Raw genomic sequence first — 18740 nt, 5'->3', positions numbered from 1 at the left:
AGGTTCAGGCCAGGGGTGCCTTGGCGCGGATCGTCTCGATGATTTCCAGAGCTTTGATGCTGTGCGAAAGCGGCATCAGCGGATGCTCACGCCGACCCTGCAGAATGGCCGCGCTGGCGGCCTCGATCTCGAATTGCAGGCCGTTGCCGGGAAATGCATGGTCGAAGCGTTCGAGACCGGGTAGCGGGATCCGCCGAGCGACCTTGAAAAGGGTTTGCCCTGTCGATGCCAGCAGCCTGCGCGCCGGGGCGGTGGTGCCGACGAACAGGCGGTTTGCCTTCAGGAACGGCGCGTCAATGGCAAGTGTGCCGCGGTCGCCTTTGATGACGAAGCGATTGTCGCCGCTTCGATCAAATCCGCAGCGGAGTTCGGCATCGAAAGCGGTGTAATCCAGACGAACGTCTGCCGAGACATCAACGCCGGTCGGCGCGCTTCTCCAGGTACCGACAATCGACTTCGGGTGGCCGAAGAGGTTCAGGCAGAGCGCGATCGGATAGATGCCGAGATCGAGCAGCGAACCACCGCCCAGCGTCGGATCGAAGAAGCGGCTGCCGGCATCGAACGGCTTTTCATAGGCGAGTTCCGCCCGGACGCGCCTGATGGTGCCAAGCCTCTCTTCGCGAAGGAGCATGCGAAGCTCGGCGATCGCCGGCAGGAAGCAGGTCCACAGCGCTTCCATCGCGAAGGCGCCGCTGGCAGCGGCAGCTTCCGCGAGGACGCGCGCATCAGCGACGCATGTGGTCAGCGGCTTCTCGACCAGCACGGCCTTGCCGGCAGCAAGGGCCAAGGCGGCATGCTCGCGGTGCACCGCATTGGGTGAGGCGATGTAGATGGCATCGATGTCCGGTGCTTCCGCCAGGGCCTGGATATCGTGATAGCTGCGGATGCCGCCATAATGCGTGGCGAAAGCATGCGCCCTCTCGGCACTGCGGGAGGAAACGGCGGCAAGCGTGGCATTACCCGCGAACCGCAAATCCGCTGCGAAGCTGTTCGCGATTGTGCCGGTACCGGCAATGCCCCAACGGACCCTGTCACGCATACCCTAATGTCCGCTTTTCAGGCTGATCTGTCGGGCGCATGGTGCCGTGGAAGTCTCAAGGCCCGGTAAACGGCGGAGGTGAGGCAAGCCGCCCGTCACGGGCTCGTTGCGATTCCTTGGAAAAGAATAAGCCCCGCGCGATTTCTCGTGTGGGGCTGTTCGAACGGGTCCGCAGAGCGAACCGAATATCAGGCCGACTTGCGGACCATAGTCTTTTCTGCGGTGGCGTTGGGTTCGTCGCCGTAGATTTCGTTGAGCGTGCCTAGAATCCGCATCACTGCGTCGGATGAGCTCGAATAATAGATGGTCTGCGCATCGCGGCGGGTGCTGACGAGATTCTGGGCACGGAGCTTCGAGAGATGCTGGGAGAGAGCCGACTGGCTCAGCCCAACCTTGTTGGCCAATGCGCCGACCGCCATCTCTTCCTTGACGAGGGAATCGAGAATGAGAAGGCGCTTAGGGTTTGCCATGGCCGAGAGGAAACCGGCTGCTACCTCGGCTTCATCGTGTTTTTCAGGCGAAAGTGGCTGCATTGCGTGCTCCATGCGAAAATTACATCACACGTAGTTATGGTTGACGAAGCACGATAATTAGTCGTGACGCATAAAAGGGCAACCACCCACTGCAAGAAATGGGGGTAGGTCTTTTGCGATTAACCGTAAAGTTCACGCAAAATTGCCCGTAAATTGGAACTGTCTTCGATTGGCACGGAAAATTCAAGGCGCTTCAGCCGATCGCCATCGGCGAGATCGATGCCGGCAGCGTCGATCCCAACGATCTTCCAGTTGCCTTGCGGAGCGTTGCAGAGTTTGACGGCATAGTGCTGCACGGCGTCCGAATGATCCGCATTCATATGCTCGATCGCGCTTGCTTCCTTGGCGGCGAGCGAGGCTATGGCGGGCGTGTCGATCAGCAGATCTTCCGCCGTCAGGACATAGGCGCGACCGAAACCGCCGTTGAGGCTGGCGCGCAATGGTTTCAGCCGGAAGAAGCCGAAGTCGGGAAAATCCACGTAGAGCTTCGACTTCGGGTGACGGCGAACGAATCGCTCACGGATGCGGGCGTGGGTTTCGCTGTCGCGGCCGACCTGTTCGGCGGCGCACTGCACGGTGAGACGCGGATGTGCCAGTGGATCGCCTTTGCCGGGCTCGCCCGTCAGCAACGAGGCGCGGTTGTCGGCAAGCAGTGCCTGGGTGTGGGTCGAGAGCCTGGAGATCAGGATCACCGGCACGCCGTCGACATCCGTGCCGACGAGAACGCGGCTGACGAAGGGAAAGCCGCCGCTTTCCGGTTCGATCGCGGCGAGCGAACCGCTGCGGGCGCCCCGCAGAAGGGTGCGGGCGAGGGTGCGGGCCTCGTCATCGGTGTCGCGCAGTACGTTCGGCTTGTCGCTCATGTCTTCAACCTCCCTGTCATGCTATCACGGCGTCGCGCGTCGTATCAGACGCGCAGAGGTCGCAGCGGCACTTTGAAGGACTGCATGTTGCTTCGGTCGGTTACGACTTAGGGAAACATGCAGGAACAAAAAGCCCGGAGCGGAGCCCCGGGCCTTTATTGGCTTGCTGAGCGGTTTCGTCAACTTTTGCTGCGGTGGCGCGTCAATCCCTGAACGATATCCTGGGCATCGATGGTGCCGACCACCGAACCGTTGTCGACGACGCCGATGCTGCCCGGCTGGCGGGACATGGCGTCGAGAATATCGACGAGTGGGGTCGTCGGCTTGGCGGTGGCGGTAACGCCGGCAACCGTTGCGCCGCGCTGTACGCCGGTCTGCATCACGTCCTTGGCGGTCAGCATGGTGATCGGGTTCATGTGCTGAACGAAATCCGCGACATACTGGTTGGCCGGATTCTTGACGATATCCTGCGGCGTGCCGCACTGGATGATGCGCCCGCCTTCCATGATCGCAATGCGGTTGCCGATGCGGAAGGCCTCGTCGAGATCGTGGCTGACGAAGATGATCGTCTTCTTCAGCCGCCGCTGGAACTCGAGCAGTTCGTCCTGCAGACGGGTGCGGATCAAGGGGTCGAGTGCCGAGAACGGCTCGTCCATCAGAAGGATCGGCGCGCCGGTGGCAAAGGCGCGGGCAAGTCCGACGCGCTGTTGCATGCCGCCCGAAAGCTCGTTGACCTTGCGCCCCGCCCATTTCGTCAGGTTGACGAGTTCGAGCTGTTCACCGACACGCGCCTTGCGCTCGGCGTCCGGCATGCCGGCAAGCTCGAGGCCGAAGCCCACATTGTCGGCAACGGTGCGCCACGGCAGCAATGCAAACTGCTGGAACACCATCGAGACCGTGTGCATGCGGAAGTCGCGCAACGATTTCGCATTGGTCCGGTAGGGATTGAGCGGTCCGTTCGAGGTCTTCACCTCGACGTCGCCGCGCACCACAGGGGCGAGGCCGTTGACGGCGCGCAGAAGCGTCGACTTGCCGGACCCCGAAAGTCCCATCAGCACGAGGATTTCGCCCTCGGTGATTTCGAGTGATGCGCCGGCGACACCCAGCACGAGCCCGGTTTCGGCGCCGATCTCGTCGCGGGTCTTGCCCTGATCGACCATCTGCAGCGCTGTCTGCGGGTTGTTGCCGAAGATGATATCGACATTCTTGAAAACGACGGCGTTGGTCATGCGCCTTCTCCTTCGTCGGACGAGCGGAAAAGGCGGTCGAGAATGATCGCCAGGATGACGATGCAGAGGCCGGCTTCAAAGCCCTTGGCGACGTTGACGGAGTTCAGCGCGCGCAGAACCGGAACGCCGAGACCATTGGCGCCGACGAGTGCGGCGATAACCACCATCGACAGCGACAGCATGATCGTCTGGGTAAGGCCGGCCATGATCTGTGGCATGGCGAAAGGCAACTCCACCTTGCGCAGCACCTGGCCGGGCGTCGCGCCGAAGGCCTGGGCTGCCTCGACGAGCGACGGCGGTGTCGAGATGATGCCGAGGCGGGTCAGGCGGATCGGCGCGGGGATCGCGAAGATCACGGTGGCGATGAGGCCCGGGACCATGCCGAGGCCGAAGAGAATCAGCGCCGGGATCAGGTAGACGAAGGTCGGGATCGTCTGCATCAGGTCGAGGATGGGCCGCATGACGGCATAGACCCAGGCCCGGCGGGCGGCGGCGATGCCGAGCGGCACGCCGACGGCCATGCTGACGAAGCTGGCGGCGAGCACCAGCGCCAGGGTTTCCGTCGTTTCCTTCCAATAGCCCTGGTTGATGATCAGCAGCAGGCCAAGGCCGGTGAACAGCGTGACGCCGAGCGAGCGGCGGAACCACCAGGCAGCCGCCGTGATGACGGCGACGATGATCAGCGGGTGCGGGGTCTGCAGCACCCAGAGCAGCACGGCAACGACGCCGGAGAGGAAGCGGGCGAGTTGGTCGAAGAAGAGTTCGAAATTGGTCGTCAGCCAGTCGACGAACGCCTTGGCCCAGCCGCCGATGGGGATGCGGTTATCGGTCAGATATTCCACGAAGGTAGATCCGTTTCGTCAGGTCAAAATGTGCGCATGACGCGGTGAAAAAAGGCGGGGTCTTTCCCCGCCTTGATGCCGATCAGAGGCCGAGCGCGGCCTTGACCGCGGCGAGCCCATCGCCGCCGTCCTTGGCGGTCACACCGGCAAGCCACGGATCGATCGCGGTCGGATTGGCCTTCAGCCATTCTTCCGCAGCCTTGTCCGGCTCCTGCCCGTCGTTCAGGATCTTGCCCATGATCTCGTTTTCCATCTGGAGCGAGAACTTCAGGTTGGTGAGCAGCTTGCCGACGTTCGGGCATTCGGTCGTGTAGCCGGCACGCACGTTGGTGAAGACTTCCGCGCCGCCGTAGTTGGCCCCGAAGATGTCGTCGCCGCCCGAGAGGTAGGTCAGCTTGAAGTTGGCGTTCATCGGATGCGGTTCCCATCCGAGGAAGACGATCGGCGAGCCGTCCTTTTCGGCACGGGCGACCTGGGCGAGCATGCCCTGTTCGGAGGATTCGACCACCTCGAAGCCCTTCAGGCCGAAGGTATCCTTGTCGACCATGTCGATGATCAGGCGGTTGCCGTCATTGCCGGGCTCGATGCCGTAGATCTTGCCATCAAGCGCGTCCTTCTTGCTGGCGATATCCTTGAAGTCCTTGATGCCGAGCTCGGCACCCTTGGCGTTGGTCGCCAGCGTGTACTTGGCGCCGACCAGGTTCGGGCCGAAGGATTCGACCGACTTGTCGTCAAGATAGGGGCGTATGTCGTTTTCCTGGGTCGGCATCCAGTTGCCGAGGAAGACGTCGATGTCCTTGTTCTTGAGCGAGGTGTAGGTGACCGGAACCGAGAGAACCTTGATGTCGGTCTCATAGCCGAGGCCCTTGAGAACCGTCGACACCGTCGCGGTGGTTGCAGTGATGTCCGTCCATCCGACATCGGAGAAACGGACGGTTGCACAGCTTTCCGGCTCGGCAGCTGCAGCCTGCCCAGCGGTAAGCGCGACGACCGAAACGGCGCACGCCAGCATCAGTTTGAGAGAGAGTCCTTTTTTCATTGTCGTTCCCCTGCCTCTATTATTGTTTTAGCCAAACACCATTGGATAGCGAATTCAAGCGCCTTGATGTCGAAGGAAGTGTATTGCGTCAATATGCTGACGGGGTGCACGATGCGACGCTGAATGTCGCAATGTCCACGAAATGATCGAGTCCGGCGAAAAACTGTGGGTGCCGCAAAGACGCTCTGGCCTTCCCGGACAAGCCTCGTCATTACCCGGGAGACGGAAACCGGACACGGTGAAGATGGCCAAACTCTATTTCAGCTATGCGACGATGAACGCCGGCAAGAGCACGATGCTTTTGCAGGCCTCCTACAACTACCAGGAGCGCGGCATGCGCGTGGTTATGCTGATCGCCGCGCATGACGACCGGGCAGGGGTGGGCCGCATCTCGTCGCGCATCGGCCTTGCCTCCGACGCCATTCCGTTCCATGGCGACGATGACCTCTATACGCTGATAGAAACGCTCCATTCCGATGGCGCCGGCGAGATCGCCTGCGTGTTCGTCGACGAGGCGCAATTCCTCAACGAGGGGCAGGTCTGGCAGCTCGCGCGCGTCGCTGACCGGATCGGCATTCCCGTCATGGCCTACGGCCTGCGCACGGATTTTCAGGGCAAGCTGTTTCCGGGCTCGATGGCGCTGCTGGCGATCGCCGACGAGCTGCGTGAAGTGCGCACCATCTGCCATTGCGGCCGGAAGGCGACCATGGTCGTGCGCCTCGATGGCCAAGGCAAGGTCGTCCGCGAGGGCGCCCAGGTCGACGTCGGCGGCAACGAAAAATATGTCTCCTATTGCCGGCGTCACTGGGACGACCTGATGCGTTGCGAATGAGTGCGGCGGCCTACGACGCCGCGTCCTATAAGACGCAGACTCCGTCGCACGTTGAATCGCCGCATTCACGGTGCCATTGTGGCTCTGTCTTCTCTCCGTGAGGTCTTCCATGTCGCGCCTGGTTGCCGGTTTTCTCCTCTGTCTCTGTCTTGGAGCACCGGCCGCCGAGGCCGGTGGCGATGCGACCGCGGGGGCGGCGGTGTTCCGCAAATGCGCGACCTGTCACACGGCGAGCGAACCGGTCAATCGGGTGGGGCCGAGCCTCATGGGGGTCGTCGGCCGGCCGGCGGCATCGGTTCCCGACTACAGCTATTCTGAGGCGATGAAGACTTTCGGCGCCGAGGGACATGTCTGGGACGAGGCGACGCTCGGCGAATATCTCCTGAGCCCCAAGGCGATGGTCGGCGGCACGAAGATGAGTTTTCCCGGCCTCAAGAAGCCTCAGGATATTGCCGACGTGATTGCCTATCTCAAGGCGCCGACGGCTGCCAAATAGGCAATGCCTTCGATATCTCAAGCACTTCGCTGCAACGCCTGATCGAAAAAAGCCGGCGAGAAAGGCTTGTTCTCTTTCCGCAAACACCCTTTATATAACTGCAATCGAAGGCTGAATAATTCGGCCGGGCTGGCGCGTTTGGCCGGGGTAGATCGAGGGGCAGGACATGGCGACTCTTCAGAATTTTGATGCGGAGATCGAGAAGACGAAAGGCGTCGTCGAACAGATGCGCGGCAAGCTCGAGCAATCCGGTGTGGTGCTGGAGCAATTCGCCAAGGCCGAGACCAAGCTCGGCGACGTCAACTTCGACATCGAGAACGCCCGCATCCAGGACGTGATCAACCAGCAGAAGGTGATGGAAGCCAACATCGCCGACCTGATCATCGGCCTCGAGGATGCGACCAACGTCTTCGGCTCCGAATTCGAGAGCATGAAGAGCTATTCGGGCTACGAGAAGTTCATCGGTATCTTCTCCAAGCAGAAGATGCAGCGCATGCGCACCGACCGCGTACGCAACATGTCGCTCGCCGGCAACCTGCAGGAGCTGCTCTCGAAGTCCGACATGATCGTCGGCATCCTCAAGGAGCAGAAGTCGATCCTCGACCAGCGCTACAAGACCTCGGAGCAGAGCCTGATCCAGGTGATCGAGCGCCGCAAGGGCACGATGGCGAACCTCGAAGCCGTGCAGAAGCGGATCGAGGAACTGAACCCGCTGCTGCTCGACATCGAGAACCGTATTGCCGCTTCTACGGAGCAGAAGGTTCGCACCGAGCTCGAAGGTGAACGTTCCGCGCTTGCGACCGAATACAACGAGAAGCAGGCTAAGGAGCAGGAACTGCTTGCCGAGAGCCAGACGCTCGAGCGCTACACTTCGATGTTCCAGACCTTCGTCGATTCGCTCAACAACCAGATCGCCGCGCAGAACACGCTGATCAACAAGCTGACGATCGATACCGAGCAGCGCATCGTGCTCTACAAGGCGCTGGAAGACTCCTTGAAGACGGCTGCCCAGCAGGACGTCGCCCACAAGATCAACACGCTCGGCAGCCAGGTCGACACGGCCGCCGAAGAAACGATGGCCGGCATTGGCGCCGCGGCGCAGCGCCATATCGGCGATCTCCTCGAAATGCACGAAAAGAACATGCTTTCGACGCAGGATATCCAGCGCCGCAAGAAGCTCGCCGACGATGCCTTTGCCCGCCGCTTCCAGGCGGTGATGGATAAACACAACACTGCCAACTACGTGAAGCAGTGATCGGCAGGCGCATGATCGGAACCGAGTTTGCCGGCTGGCACGCGCCACGGGGATTTGCATGAAGGTCGCGGCTTCATCCGCTGTCGCACAATATTTCGCGTCGATCCACGCGGCGCTTGCCGGGCTCGAACTCTTTCTCGGCGACCGCAACTCGCCGCTTTACCGCAACACGGTCGTCGGCGAGGTCATCGTTCCCTATCTCGCGCGCTTGAAAGCCTCGATCGACTGCTGGGAAAACCGGATCGGCTTCGTCGACCAGTTTCGGATATCGCGCGCCGAAAGCGGTTTTCCTGTCTTCCAGAACGTGCTGGAACTGGAGAACGACCGCCAGACGGCGGCCAAGCGCCTGGCCGACATTCCCTCGGCCGATGCGCTGCGCGACGAGATGGTCGATTTCATCCTGAGGCAGAAGGCCTTTCCGGAGGCGCTGCAGACGCGCATGGCCGAGCGGCTCTATCTCGAGCAGATCGGCAAGGGCGAAATCTTCTCGCCCTTCATCCTGCCGGAAACCATCCGCGTCGCCGTCAATTCCAAGACGATGCGGCCCTATTACGTGGTGAGCTGGGGGGCCTTTGACGGCGCCAACACCTTGCCGATGATCTATATGGCGACGATCGAAGATTCGTCCGAGAAGATCGTCGAGATGCTGGTGACCGAGGATGGCAAGCTCAACCCGCAGGTCGAGATCCCGCTGCCGGTGGGTGGCCTGCTCAATCCGGACCTCGCCAGCCGCTTCGACGATTTCGCCTCCAAGAACAGCAGCTATTCGCTGACGCCGGTGACGATTGCCACCAATCTTGACAGGGATTTCGACGAACTGCACCCGAAGCAGCTTCGCCGCATCGTGCTCGGTCCCTTCTATTCGGCGGGGATCACCGAGAACAATGCCCGCATCAACGACATCCTCTCCAAGGTGCGCAAGACCGAGAATGCCTGGCTTTTGACCTGGACGGTGCAGGAGGTCTTCTCGAAGGCGGAACGGCCTGCCAAGCGCGGCTTCTGGTCGACGACGCCGGCGCAGGAGGAATTCCACATCGATACCGCCAATCTGGAAGCGACGCGCATGGGGGTCTCCTCCTACGAGAAACATGCGCTGGTGCCGCATGACGCCTATCAGGCGCTCTATGCCGCCGGCGAGGCTGAACAGGTGTTCGGCGACTACAAGGTCCACGTCATTTCCGGAAACCAGGTCGTGAGCGAGGTTTGACGATGACACTCAATACGGGGCTGACGACGCTGCACGAGGATGACATCGCCAAGCACCAAGCGGTGGCGCAGGGGCTGGTAACCAAGCTGATCATCCTGGAGCGCGAGGATGGATCCGCCGGCACGTCGCTTGCCGGCACCGGCCGGCGCTTCGTGTCGACGGTCTCGACCGGTGGGCAGCGGCGCACGCGCGAGGTCGAGCTGACCAAGACCATCCAGGCGGTGCGCCAGGGCGACCCGATGCTGTCGCCGGCCCAGCACGCCGTGCTTTATCGCACGCGCCGCGGCATCCAGGTGGCGCTGGCCGTCGCCGACGTCTTCGCCCGCCAAACGCACCTTGAACAGCTCCAGGCGAAGAACGCCACCGCACCGCTTGGGGGAGACGAGGCAACCCAGTTCAAGGCGCTGCTCTCAGCTTCTGCTTATGTCGCCGCTTTCACGCTTGCCGCCTATCTCGGCTCGACGCTATCGGGCGAGGGCGAGCCGGTCGACGATGCGGTCGAGCCCGACTTCCTGTTCGATACGCCGCAGGACGCGCTGAAGAGCCTCGTTTCGGCGCTCGATCGCAGCATTGCCGGGGCCCCCGATGATCTGGCGCTGACCGCCCGGGCACGTGCCTTATCGCGCGTGGCGATCGAAGGGCTGATCGCCCGCAAGGCGCGCTTCACCGGCCTGCAAAGCTTCGAGACCGTGCATATCCGGCTCGACCAGGACGATTTCACGCTGAACGGTTTCGACGTGGCACCCGGCCAGAAGCGCAAGCCCCTGGTCATGACCTTCAAGAAGCCGGAGGAGATCATCGGCAACCACATCGCCAAGTATCAGGCGCTGAAGCTTGCCAAGATGTTGATGGCCTATGACTTCGACCGGCAGATGAACCCCTTCGTCGAACTCGGCGGCTTTCTCTTCACCTTCATCGGCGACGGCATGCCGGGTACCGGCAAGACGATCCTGATCCAGATGCTCGCCGGCATGCTCAACGATTATTGCCAGGTCGCCGGCTACGCCTTCCACTACGAGAATTTCGGCGTCGACCAGATCTCCTCCTACCAGGGCAAATCCGGGCAGAACTGCAAGGAGTTCGTCAACAACGTCATGAACCCGCGGGCGATCGGCTTCGGCACGATCGACGATGTCGACCAGGTGGCGGCGAAGCGCTCCGATGATCGGGCCTCCGCCGGCCAGCACGAAGTGACGGCGGTGCTGATGGAAAGCTTTGCCGGCGCCTCGACGGTAGTGCGCGGCAATTGCACCTTCGGCATGTTCTCCAACTATCCTGAAAATGTCGACGATGCGCTGCGCCAGCGCGCCGGCGCCCGCTGGCTGGTCGACGGGCCGCAGACGGAAGACGACTATATAGACATCTTCGCGCTGCTCGTCGGCAAGAACCACAAGATCCCGCTCGGCGAGCACCAGCTGTTCGAGGGCCAGGAGCTCAAGCGCGCGGTGTCGCAATCGTATGCCGAGCATTCGCGGCCGAAGGAGGATGGTCTGGTCGCCGTCTGGGAGCGCTACGAGAAGGAGAGGGGCAAGATCGCTTCGCTCGCCGATGTCGGTGCCTACCTGCACATGATCAAGGGGGCGGAGCCCCGCTTTACCGGCCGGGCGATCAAGAACATCACCGATGCGATCAAGCTGCGCGCCATGGATGTCGAGCTTCCGGATGACTGGTTCAAGGATGCCGGCTCCTTCATGCACAAGGGCTACGACGAGAAGAAGGCGATGATCGAGGCGCTGCGCGGTCCGATCACCATCGAGATGGTGCTGCAGGAGATCAACCGCTACGCCGACAGCGAATTCCGCTACACCGACAAATCCGACGATGCCGCCGTCACCGAGATCATCCGCCGCGAGCGTCAGCGTGAAAAGGCGATCCGCGAGATCGAGGCGATGAAGCGCGAGGGCCGGTGGCAGGGGTGATTGTGTCTGACGGCAATTATGTCTGTGCCATGCCCAGTTCCGGAAGGCGGCTGCGGGGCACGACGCCGTCCCCTCTCCCCGCCTGCGGGGAGAGGGCTAGGGTGAGGGGCAGCCATTGAGAGGGGCGAACGCGAAGGAAACTGAGCGTGCCCGGCTTCTGAGGCGTTCGGACAACGAGGCGGAAGCGGCCATGTGGTCGGAATTAAGGGGCCGGCGCCTCAACGGCTACAAGTTCGTGCGGCAGTTTCCGATAGGCCGCTACTTTGCTGATTTTGCCTGCCGGGATCACCAACTCGTCGTCGAAGTCGATGGCAGTCAGCACGCGAATAGGAGTAGCGATTCAATTCGCGATATGTACATGGTGGCCAATGGATGGAGTGTTGTTCGCTTCTGGAATACGCAAGTCCTTAGGGAACGAGCGGCGGTCCTGGAGACAATTGTTGCCATTCTGGAGAAGCGGTTGACAGATGAAGTGAGGGCACCGGATTTGACGTTCATTCCGGCGGGTGGAAGACATGATTAAGCTACGGCGAGTTGCCCCTCACCCTAGCCCTCTCCCCGCAGGCGGGGAGAGGGGACGTGGCCCACGCGGCGTTTGCGGTGCGCGATGCGGCCTACGCGGCACCTACGCTAAAGGGGATGTCGCATGAAACGCCTGCTTGAAGCGGAATTGATCTATGGGCGGTTGCTCGATATTTCCGAGCCGCATCTGATCGCGCGCTACAACAAGGCGCTCGAAGGCTTCGGCCTGCGGCCGACGGCACTCACGGCCTTCAGCATCGACATGACCGGGTTTTCGCCCGAAATCGCCGAGGAACTGGGCGACCGCGATTATCTCGACCCGAACCGCGTCAACCGCCGCTTCATCATCGTGACGCCGGAACAGGCGGAGCTGCCGGTCGTTCACACCAGCTTTTCCAATACCGCAGCGCTGATGCATGAATTCTTCAACGCCAACAGCCGCGCGATCAACGCGGTGACGATCAAGGATGCGCTCTACGGCGAGATCGAGGATTCGGTTTCGATCGTCGACGACATCGATGATCTGCTGTCGATCAACGAGGTGCGCTTCCGGGTGCTGTCGGCCGAGGACATGCTCGGCAAGGCGGCCGAGTTGCGCGGGCTGGTCGACCGGCTGAAGAAGGTGCCGACAGCCTGGTCCGATGACGAGATGCTTACCCGCATGGTCGAGCTCGCCAAGCTGACCGGCGATATCCGCCAGAACGCGCTGGTGCCGGATCAGCTCGTCTTCCGCCACGAAGCCTACTGGGCCAATCATTTCGGCGGCGTCTACGTCTTCCTCGACGACAAGACGACCACCGTCATCTGCGACCCCTCGGTTCCCGGCTTCCGCCGGTCGCGGCCCTGGCAGGTGAGTTACATCGCCATCAGCGACCACGCCCGGATCTACGATTTTCTCGCTTCGACCAAGCGGCTGCAGTTGCCGCAGGCCTCCTGGGTCGAGGACTCCGGCCTCTACCAGCATCGCGCCGACATGGTCGTGCGCGGCCTGATCAATGAAAGCGACCCGACGGCCGATCTCGCCAACGCCGATCGGATCTGGCTGCAGACCTGGATGCACCGCAATGCGGCCGCCGTCGCCAGGGACGGAGCCTATCCGTTCCTGCAGGAGATGATCCGCACCGTCGCTGCCACCGGCACGATCAAGATGCAGGATGTCGCGCCGGCGAACCGCTTCCTGCTGGTGCGCGCGGCCCCGACCCATCCTGATCAATGGCTCGTCAACCGCCTGATTTCCCAGCTCGTCCCTCGCGATTTCGTCTCCCGCTTCGTCTTCGACAAGCAGGGCTTCTATGACGCCTATGAGCGTTATAGCGAAAGCTTCAAGGCCTATGTTGTGGCGACGCTGACGGGGTCATATCTCAAGGACAAGGCGGCCTTCCGCCACAAGCTTTACGGCCTCAGAGAGGAATAGGACATGTTCGACCCGATCGTTGCGTTTTTCCAGCGTGTCTTTACCGCGATCGGCCGCGGCATCGGGCTTGCCGTTGCCTGGTTGCTCTGGCCCTTCATCGCACTCGGCAACTGGTATCGGCAGCGAAGCTGGATCATCAAGGGACCGATCGGCATCATCCTGCTCGGGCTGATCCTCTTCTATGGCTATTTCATCTGGCAGACCCAGGCCTGGACGAATTTCAACGAGGACTATGTCGACCGCTACAAACTGGCCGAGCGCAAGGTTCCTGCCGGCTCGCCGATGAGCGGGCCCGGCGCGACGACTGGACAGTCGGCTGCGGGCGGCGCCAGCAATCTCGCGGGCGTTGCGGGGCAGCCGCGGGAATCGACGCCGGAAGCGCTGTCGGCCGTGCAATTGCCGGCCGGCACGGTCTGCCAGACATCGGCGATCGTCGATGTCACCGCCGACCTCATCGATTTCAATGTCAACGAGAATGCCTGGATCTCGTCGATGCTGCTCTACAAGCTCGGCTTCTTCGGGCTCGACTGGGACGACACGCCCTGGCTCGACAACAAGGCGTCATTCCAGCGCGGCGTCAATCAGGCGATCCGCCGTACTTCGGTCGAGCTGGTCGATTCGCTCGGTCGCGTGCGCGGTACGTCCGGCATCAACAACGACCTGCAGCGGGCGCGCGGCAACCTCCAGTTCGACGAGGAGACCTGGTATTTCGGCCTGAACCCGTTTGGTCCGAAGACGCCGACGCCGAGCTTCTATCGTGCGGCAATGAAGGACCTGCGCTCGTTCAACACCTCGCTCAGCAAGTGCGAAGCGATCTTCGACGGCCGTTCCGACAACCTCGTCGAGTTTCTCGATCGCGTCGCCAACGACCTCGGCAACACCTCGGCGATCCTTCGCGAGCGTTCGGAAAACCACAATGGCGGCTGGTTCGACACCCGCGCCGACGACCGCTTCTGGTTCGCCTATGGTCAGCTCTATGGCTACTACGGCATCCTATCGGCAGCCGGTGCTGATTTCGAGAACGTGGTTGCCCAGCGCGGGCTGACGCCGATCTGGACCGAGACCATCAAGCAGTTGCGCGCCGCCTTGCGCATCCAGCCGTTCATCATCTCCAATGGTGAGGAGGCCGGTTGGATCATGCCGACGCATCTGGCGACCATGGGCTTCTACATTCTGAGGGTGCGCTCGAACATCGTCGAAATGCGCGATATTCTCGCCCGCTAATGTGAAAGAGGGCGGTCGCCGACGGCCGCCCTTGCATGCGTTCATAACGCGCCCGAAATGGAGCGAACAAGAAAAGAACCAGGGAGGAGCATGGCATGACGGAGGTGAAGTCGGATATCGAAATCGCGCGCGCGGCCAGGAAGAAGCCGATCCTGGAAATCGGGGCGGCGCTCGGAATACCAGCCGAAGACCTGCTGCCCTATGGACACGACAAGGCGAAGATCGGTGCCGATTTCATCGCGCGCCAGCGCGAGAAGAAGAATGGCCGGCTGATCCTGGTGACGGCGATCAATCCGACGCCGGCCGGCGAAGGCAAGACGACAACCACAGTGGGTCTCGGCGACGGCCTCAACCGCATCGGCAAGAAGGCGATCGTCTGTATCCGCGAGGCCTCGCTCGGCCCCTGTTTCGGCATCAAGGGCGGCGCCGCTGGCGGGGGGTATTCCCAGGTCGTGCCGATGGAAGACATAAACCTGCACTTCACCGGCGATTTCCATGCGATTACGTCGGCCCACAATCTGCTCGCCGCGTTGATCGACAACCATATCTACTGGAGCAATGAGCAGAATATCGACGTCCGCCGCATCGCCTGGCGGCGGGTGATGGACATGAACGACCGGGCGCTGCGTCACATCGTCGGCTCGCTCGGCGGCGTCGCCAATGGCTATCCGCGCGAGACCGGCTTCGACATTACCGTCGCCTCCGAGGTGATGGCGATCCTTTGCCTGGCGACCGATCTTAAGGATCTCGAACAACGGCTCGGCAACATCATCATCGGCTATCGGCGCGACAAGAGCCCGGTCTTTGCCCGTGACATCAAGGCCGATGGCGCGATGACGGTGTTGCTCAAGGACGCGATGCAGCCGAACCTGGTGCAGACGCTCGAAAACAATCCCGCCTTCGTGCACGGCGGTCCCTTCGCCAACATTGCCCATGGCTGCAATTCGGTGATCGCGACGACGACGGCGCTGAAGCTCGCCGACTACGTGGTGACCGAAGCCGGTTTCGGCGCCGATCTCGGCGCGGAGAAATTCTTCGACATCAAGTGCCGCAAGGCGGGGTTGAAGCCAGACGCCGCAGTGATCGTCGCGACGGTCCGGGCGATCAAGATGAACGGCGGCGTCAAGAAGGACGATCTCGGCAAGGAAAACCTGGAGGCGCTGCGCAGGGGCTGCGCCAATCTCGGGCGGCATGTGCAGAACGTCAAGAAATTCGGCGTGCCGGTCGTCGTCGCGATCAATCACTTCACCTCCGATACCGAGGCCGAGATCCAGGCGATCAAGGACTACGTCGCGACGCTTGGCGCCGAAGCGGTGCTCTGCCGGCATTGGGCCCAAGGGTCTGCGGGCATCGAGGAACTGGCGCGCAGGGTTGCAGAACTCGCCGAAGCCGGCCATTCGCAGTTCTCGCCGCTTTATCCCGACGACATGCCGCTCTTCCACAAGATCGAGACGATCGCCAAGGACATCTACCACGCGAGCGAAGTGATTGCCGACAAGACGGTGCGCGACCAGTTGCGCACCTGGGAGGAGCAGGGCTATGGCCGCCTGCCGATCTGCATGGCGAAGACGCAATATTCCTTCTCCACCGATCCGAACCTGCGCGGCGCGCCGACCGGCCATACGGTCCCGATCCGCGAGGTGCGGCTTGCGGCCGGCGCCGGCTTCATCGTCGTCATCACCGGTGAGATCATGACGATGCCCGGCCTTCCCAAGGTGCCGTCGTCGGAGAAGATCTTCCTGAACGAGCAGGGCTACATCGAGGGCCTGTTCTAGGCGCGCTTGCTTGCCGACGGCCCGACGAAAACAACGCCGCGCTTCCGGTGGATGCGCGGCGTTGTCATGCCTGCATTTCTATTCGCTTCCGCAGTAGGAACTACGCCCTGAGGCTGAGATAATCCGCCTTGCCGATCGGGACGCCCTTGTGGCGCAGGATGTCGTAGGCCGTCGTCAGGTGGAAATAGAAGTTCGGCAGCACGAACCGCAACAGATACTCTTCACCCGTGAGCGTCACTTTCAGCGTCGGGAAATTGAGGACGACCTCGCGGCTGGCACTGTCCTCCAGATCGACCGGACGGACCGTTTCGAGGAAGGCAACGGTGTTGGCGATGCGCTGGCGCAGTTCGTCCACGGTCTTTTCCTCGTCCGGGAAGCGGGGCACCTCGATCGAAGTCAGGCGGCCGACGAGGCCCTTGCTCGTATCGCTGACGCGCTGCACCTGGCCGGCCAGCGTCAACATGTCCGGCGCCAGCCGGGCATTGACGAGGTCGTCGGAGGAGATGCCGTTGTCGCGCGCGAAAGCCTCGGCCTTGTCGAGCAGTTTGGTGAGGACACCGAGCCCGCGGATGAGAGCGGGAATGGAGAGCTGATACATCGTCAATGCCATGACAATTATCCTTGAAACTGGGCGCAAAACGGGTGGATTTCCTCGCACCTGTATTTGGTAGCCCGGGCCCGTTCCTGCAAGGCGGGCGATCCGGTATCTTTGCGGGCCATGGAGCGCTGGCAAGAGGTAATAGGACGCAGGCCTGCTGCTCTGGCCAGGACATAGGGTCTCGTGCATTGATCGAAAGCGAACGCCGCCCGTCTCATAAGACCCGCGGCGCTGCAGAAAAGACCATGGACACCGCGATGACACCACAGGATTTGCAGACCTATCTTCACGCCCATATCCCGCTTTCGGCGGCGATGCAGGTTCATGTGGACGACGTAACGGATGACCATGTTCGGCTCTCTGCTCCCTTGGCGCCAAACATCAACCACCGTGAAACGGTGTTCGGCGGCAGCGCCTCGGCGCTCGCGATCCTTTCGGCCTGGTCGCTCCTGCATGTGCGGTTGCGCAACAGCGGCATGGCGGCCCGCCTGGTGATCCAGAGCAACCGGATGGACTATTTGAAACCCGTCGCCGGTGCCTTTGCGGCCCGCTCGTCGCTGGCAGACGCCGCGCAATGGCCGAGCTTTCTGCGATTGCTCGAACGGCGGGGCAGGGCGCGCGCCGTGGTCGTTGCCGATCTCCTTGACGGCGACGCCGTGGCCGGCCGCTTCGAGGGTGAATTCGTCGCCCTCGGATATGGCAAGGACTGAGCGGCGACGCCCCTCGCAATGGTCCTCGCCTAACGGCAGTAGCGATAGTCGTTTCGACGGTCGATGACGTCGAGATGCAGGTGGGTTTCGTGGGCGACATCGCTGCCGGGATCGAGCACGGTCTTGAAATACAGACAGGCGGAGGCGGTGACCGCGCGCTGGAACGCGCCTTCCATCGTGCCGTCCTCATCGCGCGGCTGGATGGCGATCGTCGTTCCGTCGCTCAAGCTGAAGGACGCGATGTCGACGGCATTGCCGTGGGCATGTTCGGAGATCTTGCCTGTCATCGCATTGTTGCGCAGACGACAGATATAGGTCGATGCTTGGTTCAGCGCCTTGATCTTGATGGTCTTGGCGAAGGCGACTTCGGCAGCCGGCTGGGCGGTTTCCTTCGTCCAGCGTGCCAGCGCCAGCGCCGTTTCGCACCGCATCAGTCCCTTGGGCGCGAGCGTGACGTCAGGCAGAATGCTGGTGACCTCCAACGGCTTGTCGATGCCGCAGCCCTTGCCGTCGTCGATGCGCTTGGCTTCAACGAATGTCGCCCCGACCGCCCTCAAGTCGGTCAGGCATTTCGCATATTCGGCTGCATTCTCCGTTTCGACCGGTGGATAGACGATTGGCGCCGGCGCCGGCACGGCATCCTTCTTCTCGTCGGCGCGCTGGTCCTTTTCGTCCGCCACCGGCTTCTCGTCCTTTGCCGGTTGCTCGTCTCCAGCCGTCGGCTTCGGCTGTGGGACGGGTCGCTCGCCGTTGCCTGCCGGCGGCTCTCGCGTCGTTGCGCTCTTGGCATCGTCCGCCGGCTTCTTGTCGGGCGTTGGAACAGACTGCTCGGTCCCCGCATCTGTTGGCGGCCTTTTTGCAGGGATGGGGCCGTATTTCGGCAGGCTGGCGCCCGTCAGGATCAGGAATGACAGCAGGATCAAGGGGAAAGAGCGACGCATCCAGTTCCTTTCTTGCTGCCCGCACAGCGGGCTTCGAGCGGAGGGAACGCGCGGAACCGGATCTGGTTTCATGGGATCACGATGATTTGGGTGGGTCGACCGAAATCATAAACGTCACCGATTCCAACGAATTAGAGCCGGACGCGGGCGGAAAGCCGCAGCATTTTTCCTCGTCCGCTCCGGCTTCTCCCGGCAAAAGCGTTGCAGTTCGGCAACGCCTCGAATTGCCGCAACCCCACAAATTGTGGGGAGGATCTTTGTATGTTGACAAATATACTCATGTTTTTTATGCGGCATAAATG

General features: G+C 61.9%; 18 protein-coding genes. 10 read left to right on the top strand and 8 right to left on the bottom strand.

Annotated features, from left to right (window positions below; translation table 11 throughout):
* Positions 1-4: 4 nt before the first annotated feature.
* The 6 genes from BHMPCIPO_RS14760 to BHMPCIPO_RS14735 all read right to left on the bottom strand — a co-directional run bounded on the left by BHMPCIPO_RS14760 (position 5) and on the right by BHMPCIPO_RS14735 (position 5545).
* On the bottom strand, positions 5-1039 hold the full coding sequence (locus BHMPCIPO_RS14760) for a Gfo/Idh/MocA family protein (protein WP_173517448.1): 1035 nt from the start codon (positions 1037-1039) through the stop codon (positions 5-7).
* A 188-nt stretch (positions 1040-1227) separates the two neighbouring features.
* The gene (locus tag BHMPCIPO_RS14755) at positions 1228-1572 is read right to left on the bottom strand and encodes an ArsR/SmtB family transcription factor (protein WP_173517447.1); all 345 of its coding nucleotides are present in this window, start codon (positions 1570-1572) and stop codon (positions 1228-1230) included.
* Positions 1573-1691: 119 nt separating this feature from the next.
* Positions 1692-2435, bottom strand: a complete 744-nt coding sequence (locus BHMPCIPO_RS14750; RefSeq protein ID WP_173517446.1) for a HugZ family pyridoxamine 5'-phosphate oxidase — start codon at positions 2433-2435, stop codon at positions 1692-1694.
* A gap of 179 nt (positions 2436-2614) precedes the next feature.
* Complete coding sequence (gene choV / locus BHMPCIPO_RS14745; RefSeq protein WP_173517445.1) at positions 2615-3664, bottom strand: choline ABC transporter ATP-binding protein; 1050 nt, start codon at positions 3662-3664, stop codon at positions 2615-2617.
* Positions 3661-4506, bottom strand: coding sequence for a choline ABC transporter permease subunit (gene choW, locus BHMPCIPO_RS14740; RefSeq protein WP_173517444.1), 846 nt, complete (start codon positions 4504-4506; stop codon positions 3661-3663). The genes choV and choW overlap by 4 nt, the downstream gene beginning before the upstream one ends.
* Positions 4507-4588: 82 nt before the next feature.
* A complete protein-coding gene (locus tag BHMPCIPO_RS14735) occupies positions 4589-5545 on the bottom strand; it encodes a choline ABC transporter substrate-binding protein (protein ID WP_173517443.1) in 957 nt (318 codons plus the stop codon).
* Positions 5546-5789: 244 nt separating this feature from the next.
* On the opposite strand from BHMPCIPO_RS14735, the gene BHMPCIPO_RS14730 reads away from it, so the two are divergent.
* The 9 genes from BHMPCIPO_RS14730 (at position 5790) to BHMPCIPO_RS14690 (ending at position 16189) form a co-directional block, all read left to right on the top strand.
* Positions 5790-6377 (top strand): thymidine kinase, encoded by a 588-nt coding sequence (locus BHMPCIPO_RS14730; protein WP_173517442.1) that lies wholly within the window; start codon positions 5790-5792, stop codon positions 6375-6377.
* A gap of 109 nt (positions 6378-6486) precedes the next feature.
* Complete coding sequence (locus BHMPCIPO_RS14725; RefSeq protein ID WP_173517441.1) at positions 6487-6873, top strand: c-type cytochrome; 387 nt, start codon at positions 6487-6489, stop codon at positions 6871-6873.
* 166 nt (positions 6874-7039) lie between these two features.
* Positions 7040-8128, top strand: a complete 1089-nt coding sequence (locus BHMPCIPO_RS14720) for a coiled-coil domain-containing protein (protein ID WP_173517440.1) — start codon at positions 7040-7042, stop codon at positions 8126-8128.
* A 58-nt stretch (positions 8129-8186) separates the two neighbouring features.
* Positions 8187-9335 (top strand): hypothetical protein, encoded by a 1149-nt coding sequence (locus BHMPCIPO_RS14715; protein ID WP_173517439.1) that lies wholly within the window; start codon positions 8187-8189, stop codon positions 9333-9335.
* 2 nt (positions 9336-9337) lie between these two features.
* Positions 9338-11254: an AAA family ATPase gene (locus BHMPCIPO_RS14710; protein WP_173517438.1), complete on the top strand. Its 1917-nt coding sequence runs from the start codon at positions 9338-9340 to the stop codon at positions 11252-11254.
* Between the two features lie 115 nt (positions 11255-11369).
* On the top strand, positions 11370-11777 hold the full coding sequence (locus BHMPCIPO_RS14705; RefSeq protein ID WP_173517437.1) for an endonuclease domain-containing protein: 408 nt from the start codon (positions 11370-11372) through the stop codon (positions 11775-11777).
* Positions 11778-11900: 123 nt separating this feature from the next.
* Entirely contained in the window at positions 11901-13190 is a 1290-nt protein-coding gene (locus BHMPCIPO_RS14700) for a DUF6638 family protein (protein WP_173517436.1), read from the top strand.
* Positions 13191-13193: 3 nt separating this feature from the next.
* Positions 13194-14414 (top strand): DUF2333 family protein, encoded by a 1221-nt coding sequence (locus tag BHMPCIPO_RS14695; RefSeq protein ID WP_173517435.1) that lies wholly within the window; start codon positions 13194-13196, stop codon positions 14412-14414.
* Between the two features lie 95 nt (positions 14415-14509).
* Positions 14510-16189: a formate--tetrahydrofolate ligase gene (locus BHMPCIPO_RS14690; protein WP_173517434.1), complete on the top strand. Its 1680-nt coding sequence runs from the start codon at positions 14510-14512 to the stop codon at positions 16187-16189.
* Between the two features lie 100 nt (positions 16190-16289).
* Here BHMPCIPO_RS14690 and BHMPCIPO_RS14685 read toward each other — a convergent pair whose 3' ends face one another.
* Positions 16290-16799, bottom strand: coding sequence for a DUF1993 domain-containing protein (locus tag BHMPCIPO_RS14685; RefSeq protein ID WP_173517433.1), 510 nt, complete (start codon positions 16797-16799; stop codon positions 16290-16292).
* 245 nt (positions 16800-17044) lie between these two features.
* Between BHMPCIPO_RS14685 and BHMPCIPO_RS14680 the strand changes: the two genes are divergently transcribed.
* Positions 17045-17497: a thioesterase domain-containing protein gene (locus BHMPCIPO_RS14680; protein ID WP_173517432.1), complete on the top strand. Its 453-nt coding sequence runs from the start codon at positions 17045-17047 to the stop codon at positions 17495-17497.
* A 29-nt stretch (positions 17498-17526) separates the two neighbouring features.
* Here the strand turns inward: BHMPCIPO_RS14680 and BHMPCIPO_RS14675 are convergent, their stop codons facing one another.
* Positions 17527-18438: an extensin family protein gene (locus tag BHMPCIPO_RS14675; protein WP_173517431.1), complete on the bottom strand. Its 912-nt coding sequence runs from the start codon at positions 18436-18438 to the stop codon at positions 17527-17529.
* Positions 18439-18740 lie beyond the last annotated feature (302 nt).

The sequence above is a fragment of the Ensifer sesbaniae genome (assembly GCF_013283665.1).
Lineage (GTDB): Bacteria > Pseudomonadota > Alphaproteobacteria > Rhizobiales > Rhizobiaceae > Ensifer > Ensifer sesbaniae.
This window is presented reverse-complemented; position numbering and strand designations above follow the sequence as displayed.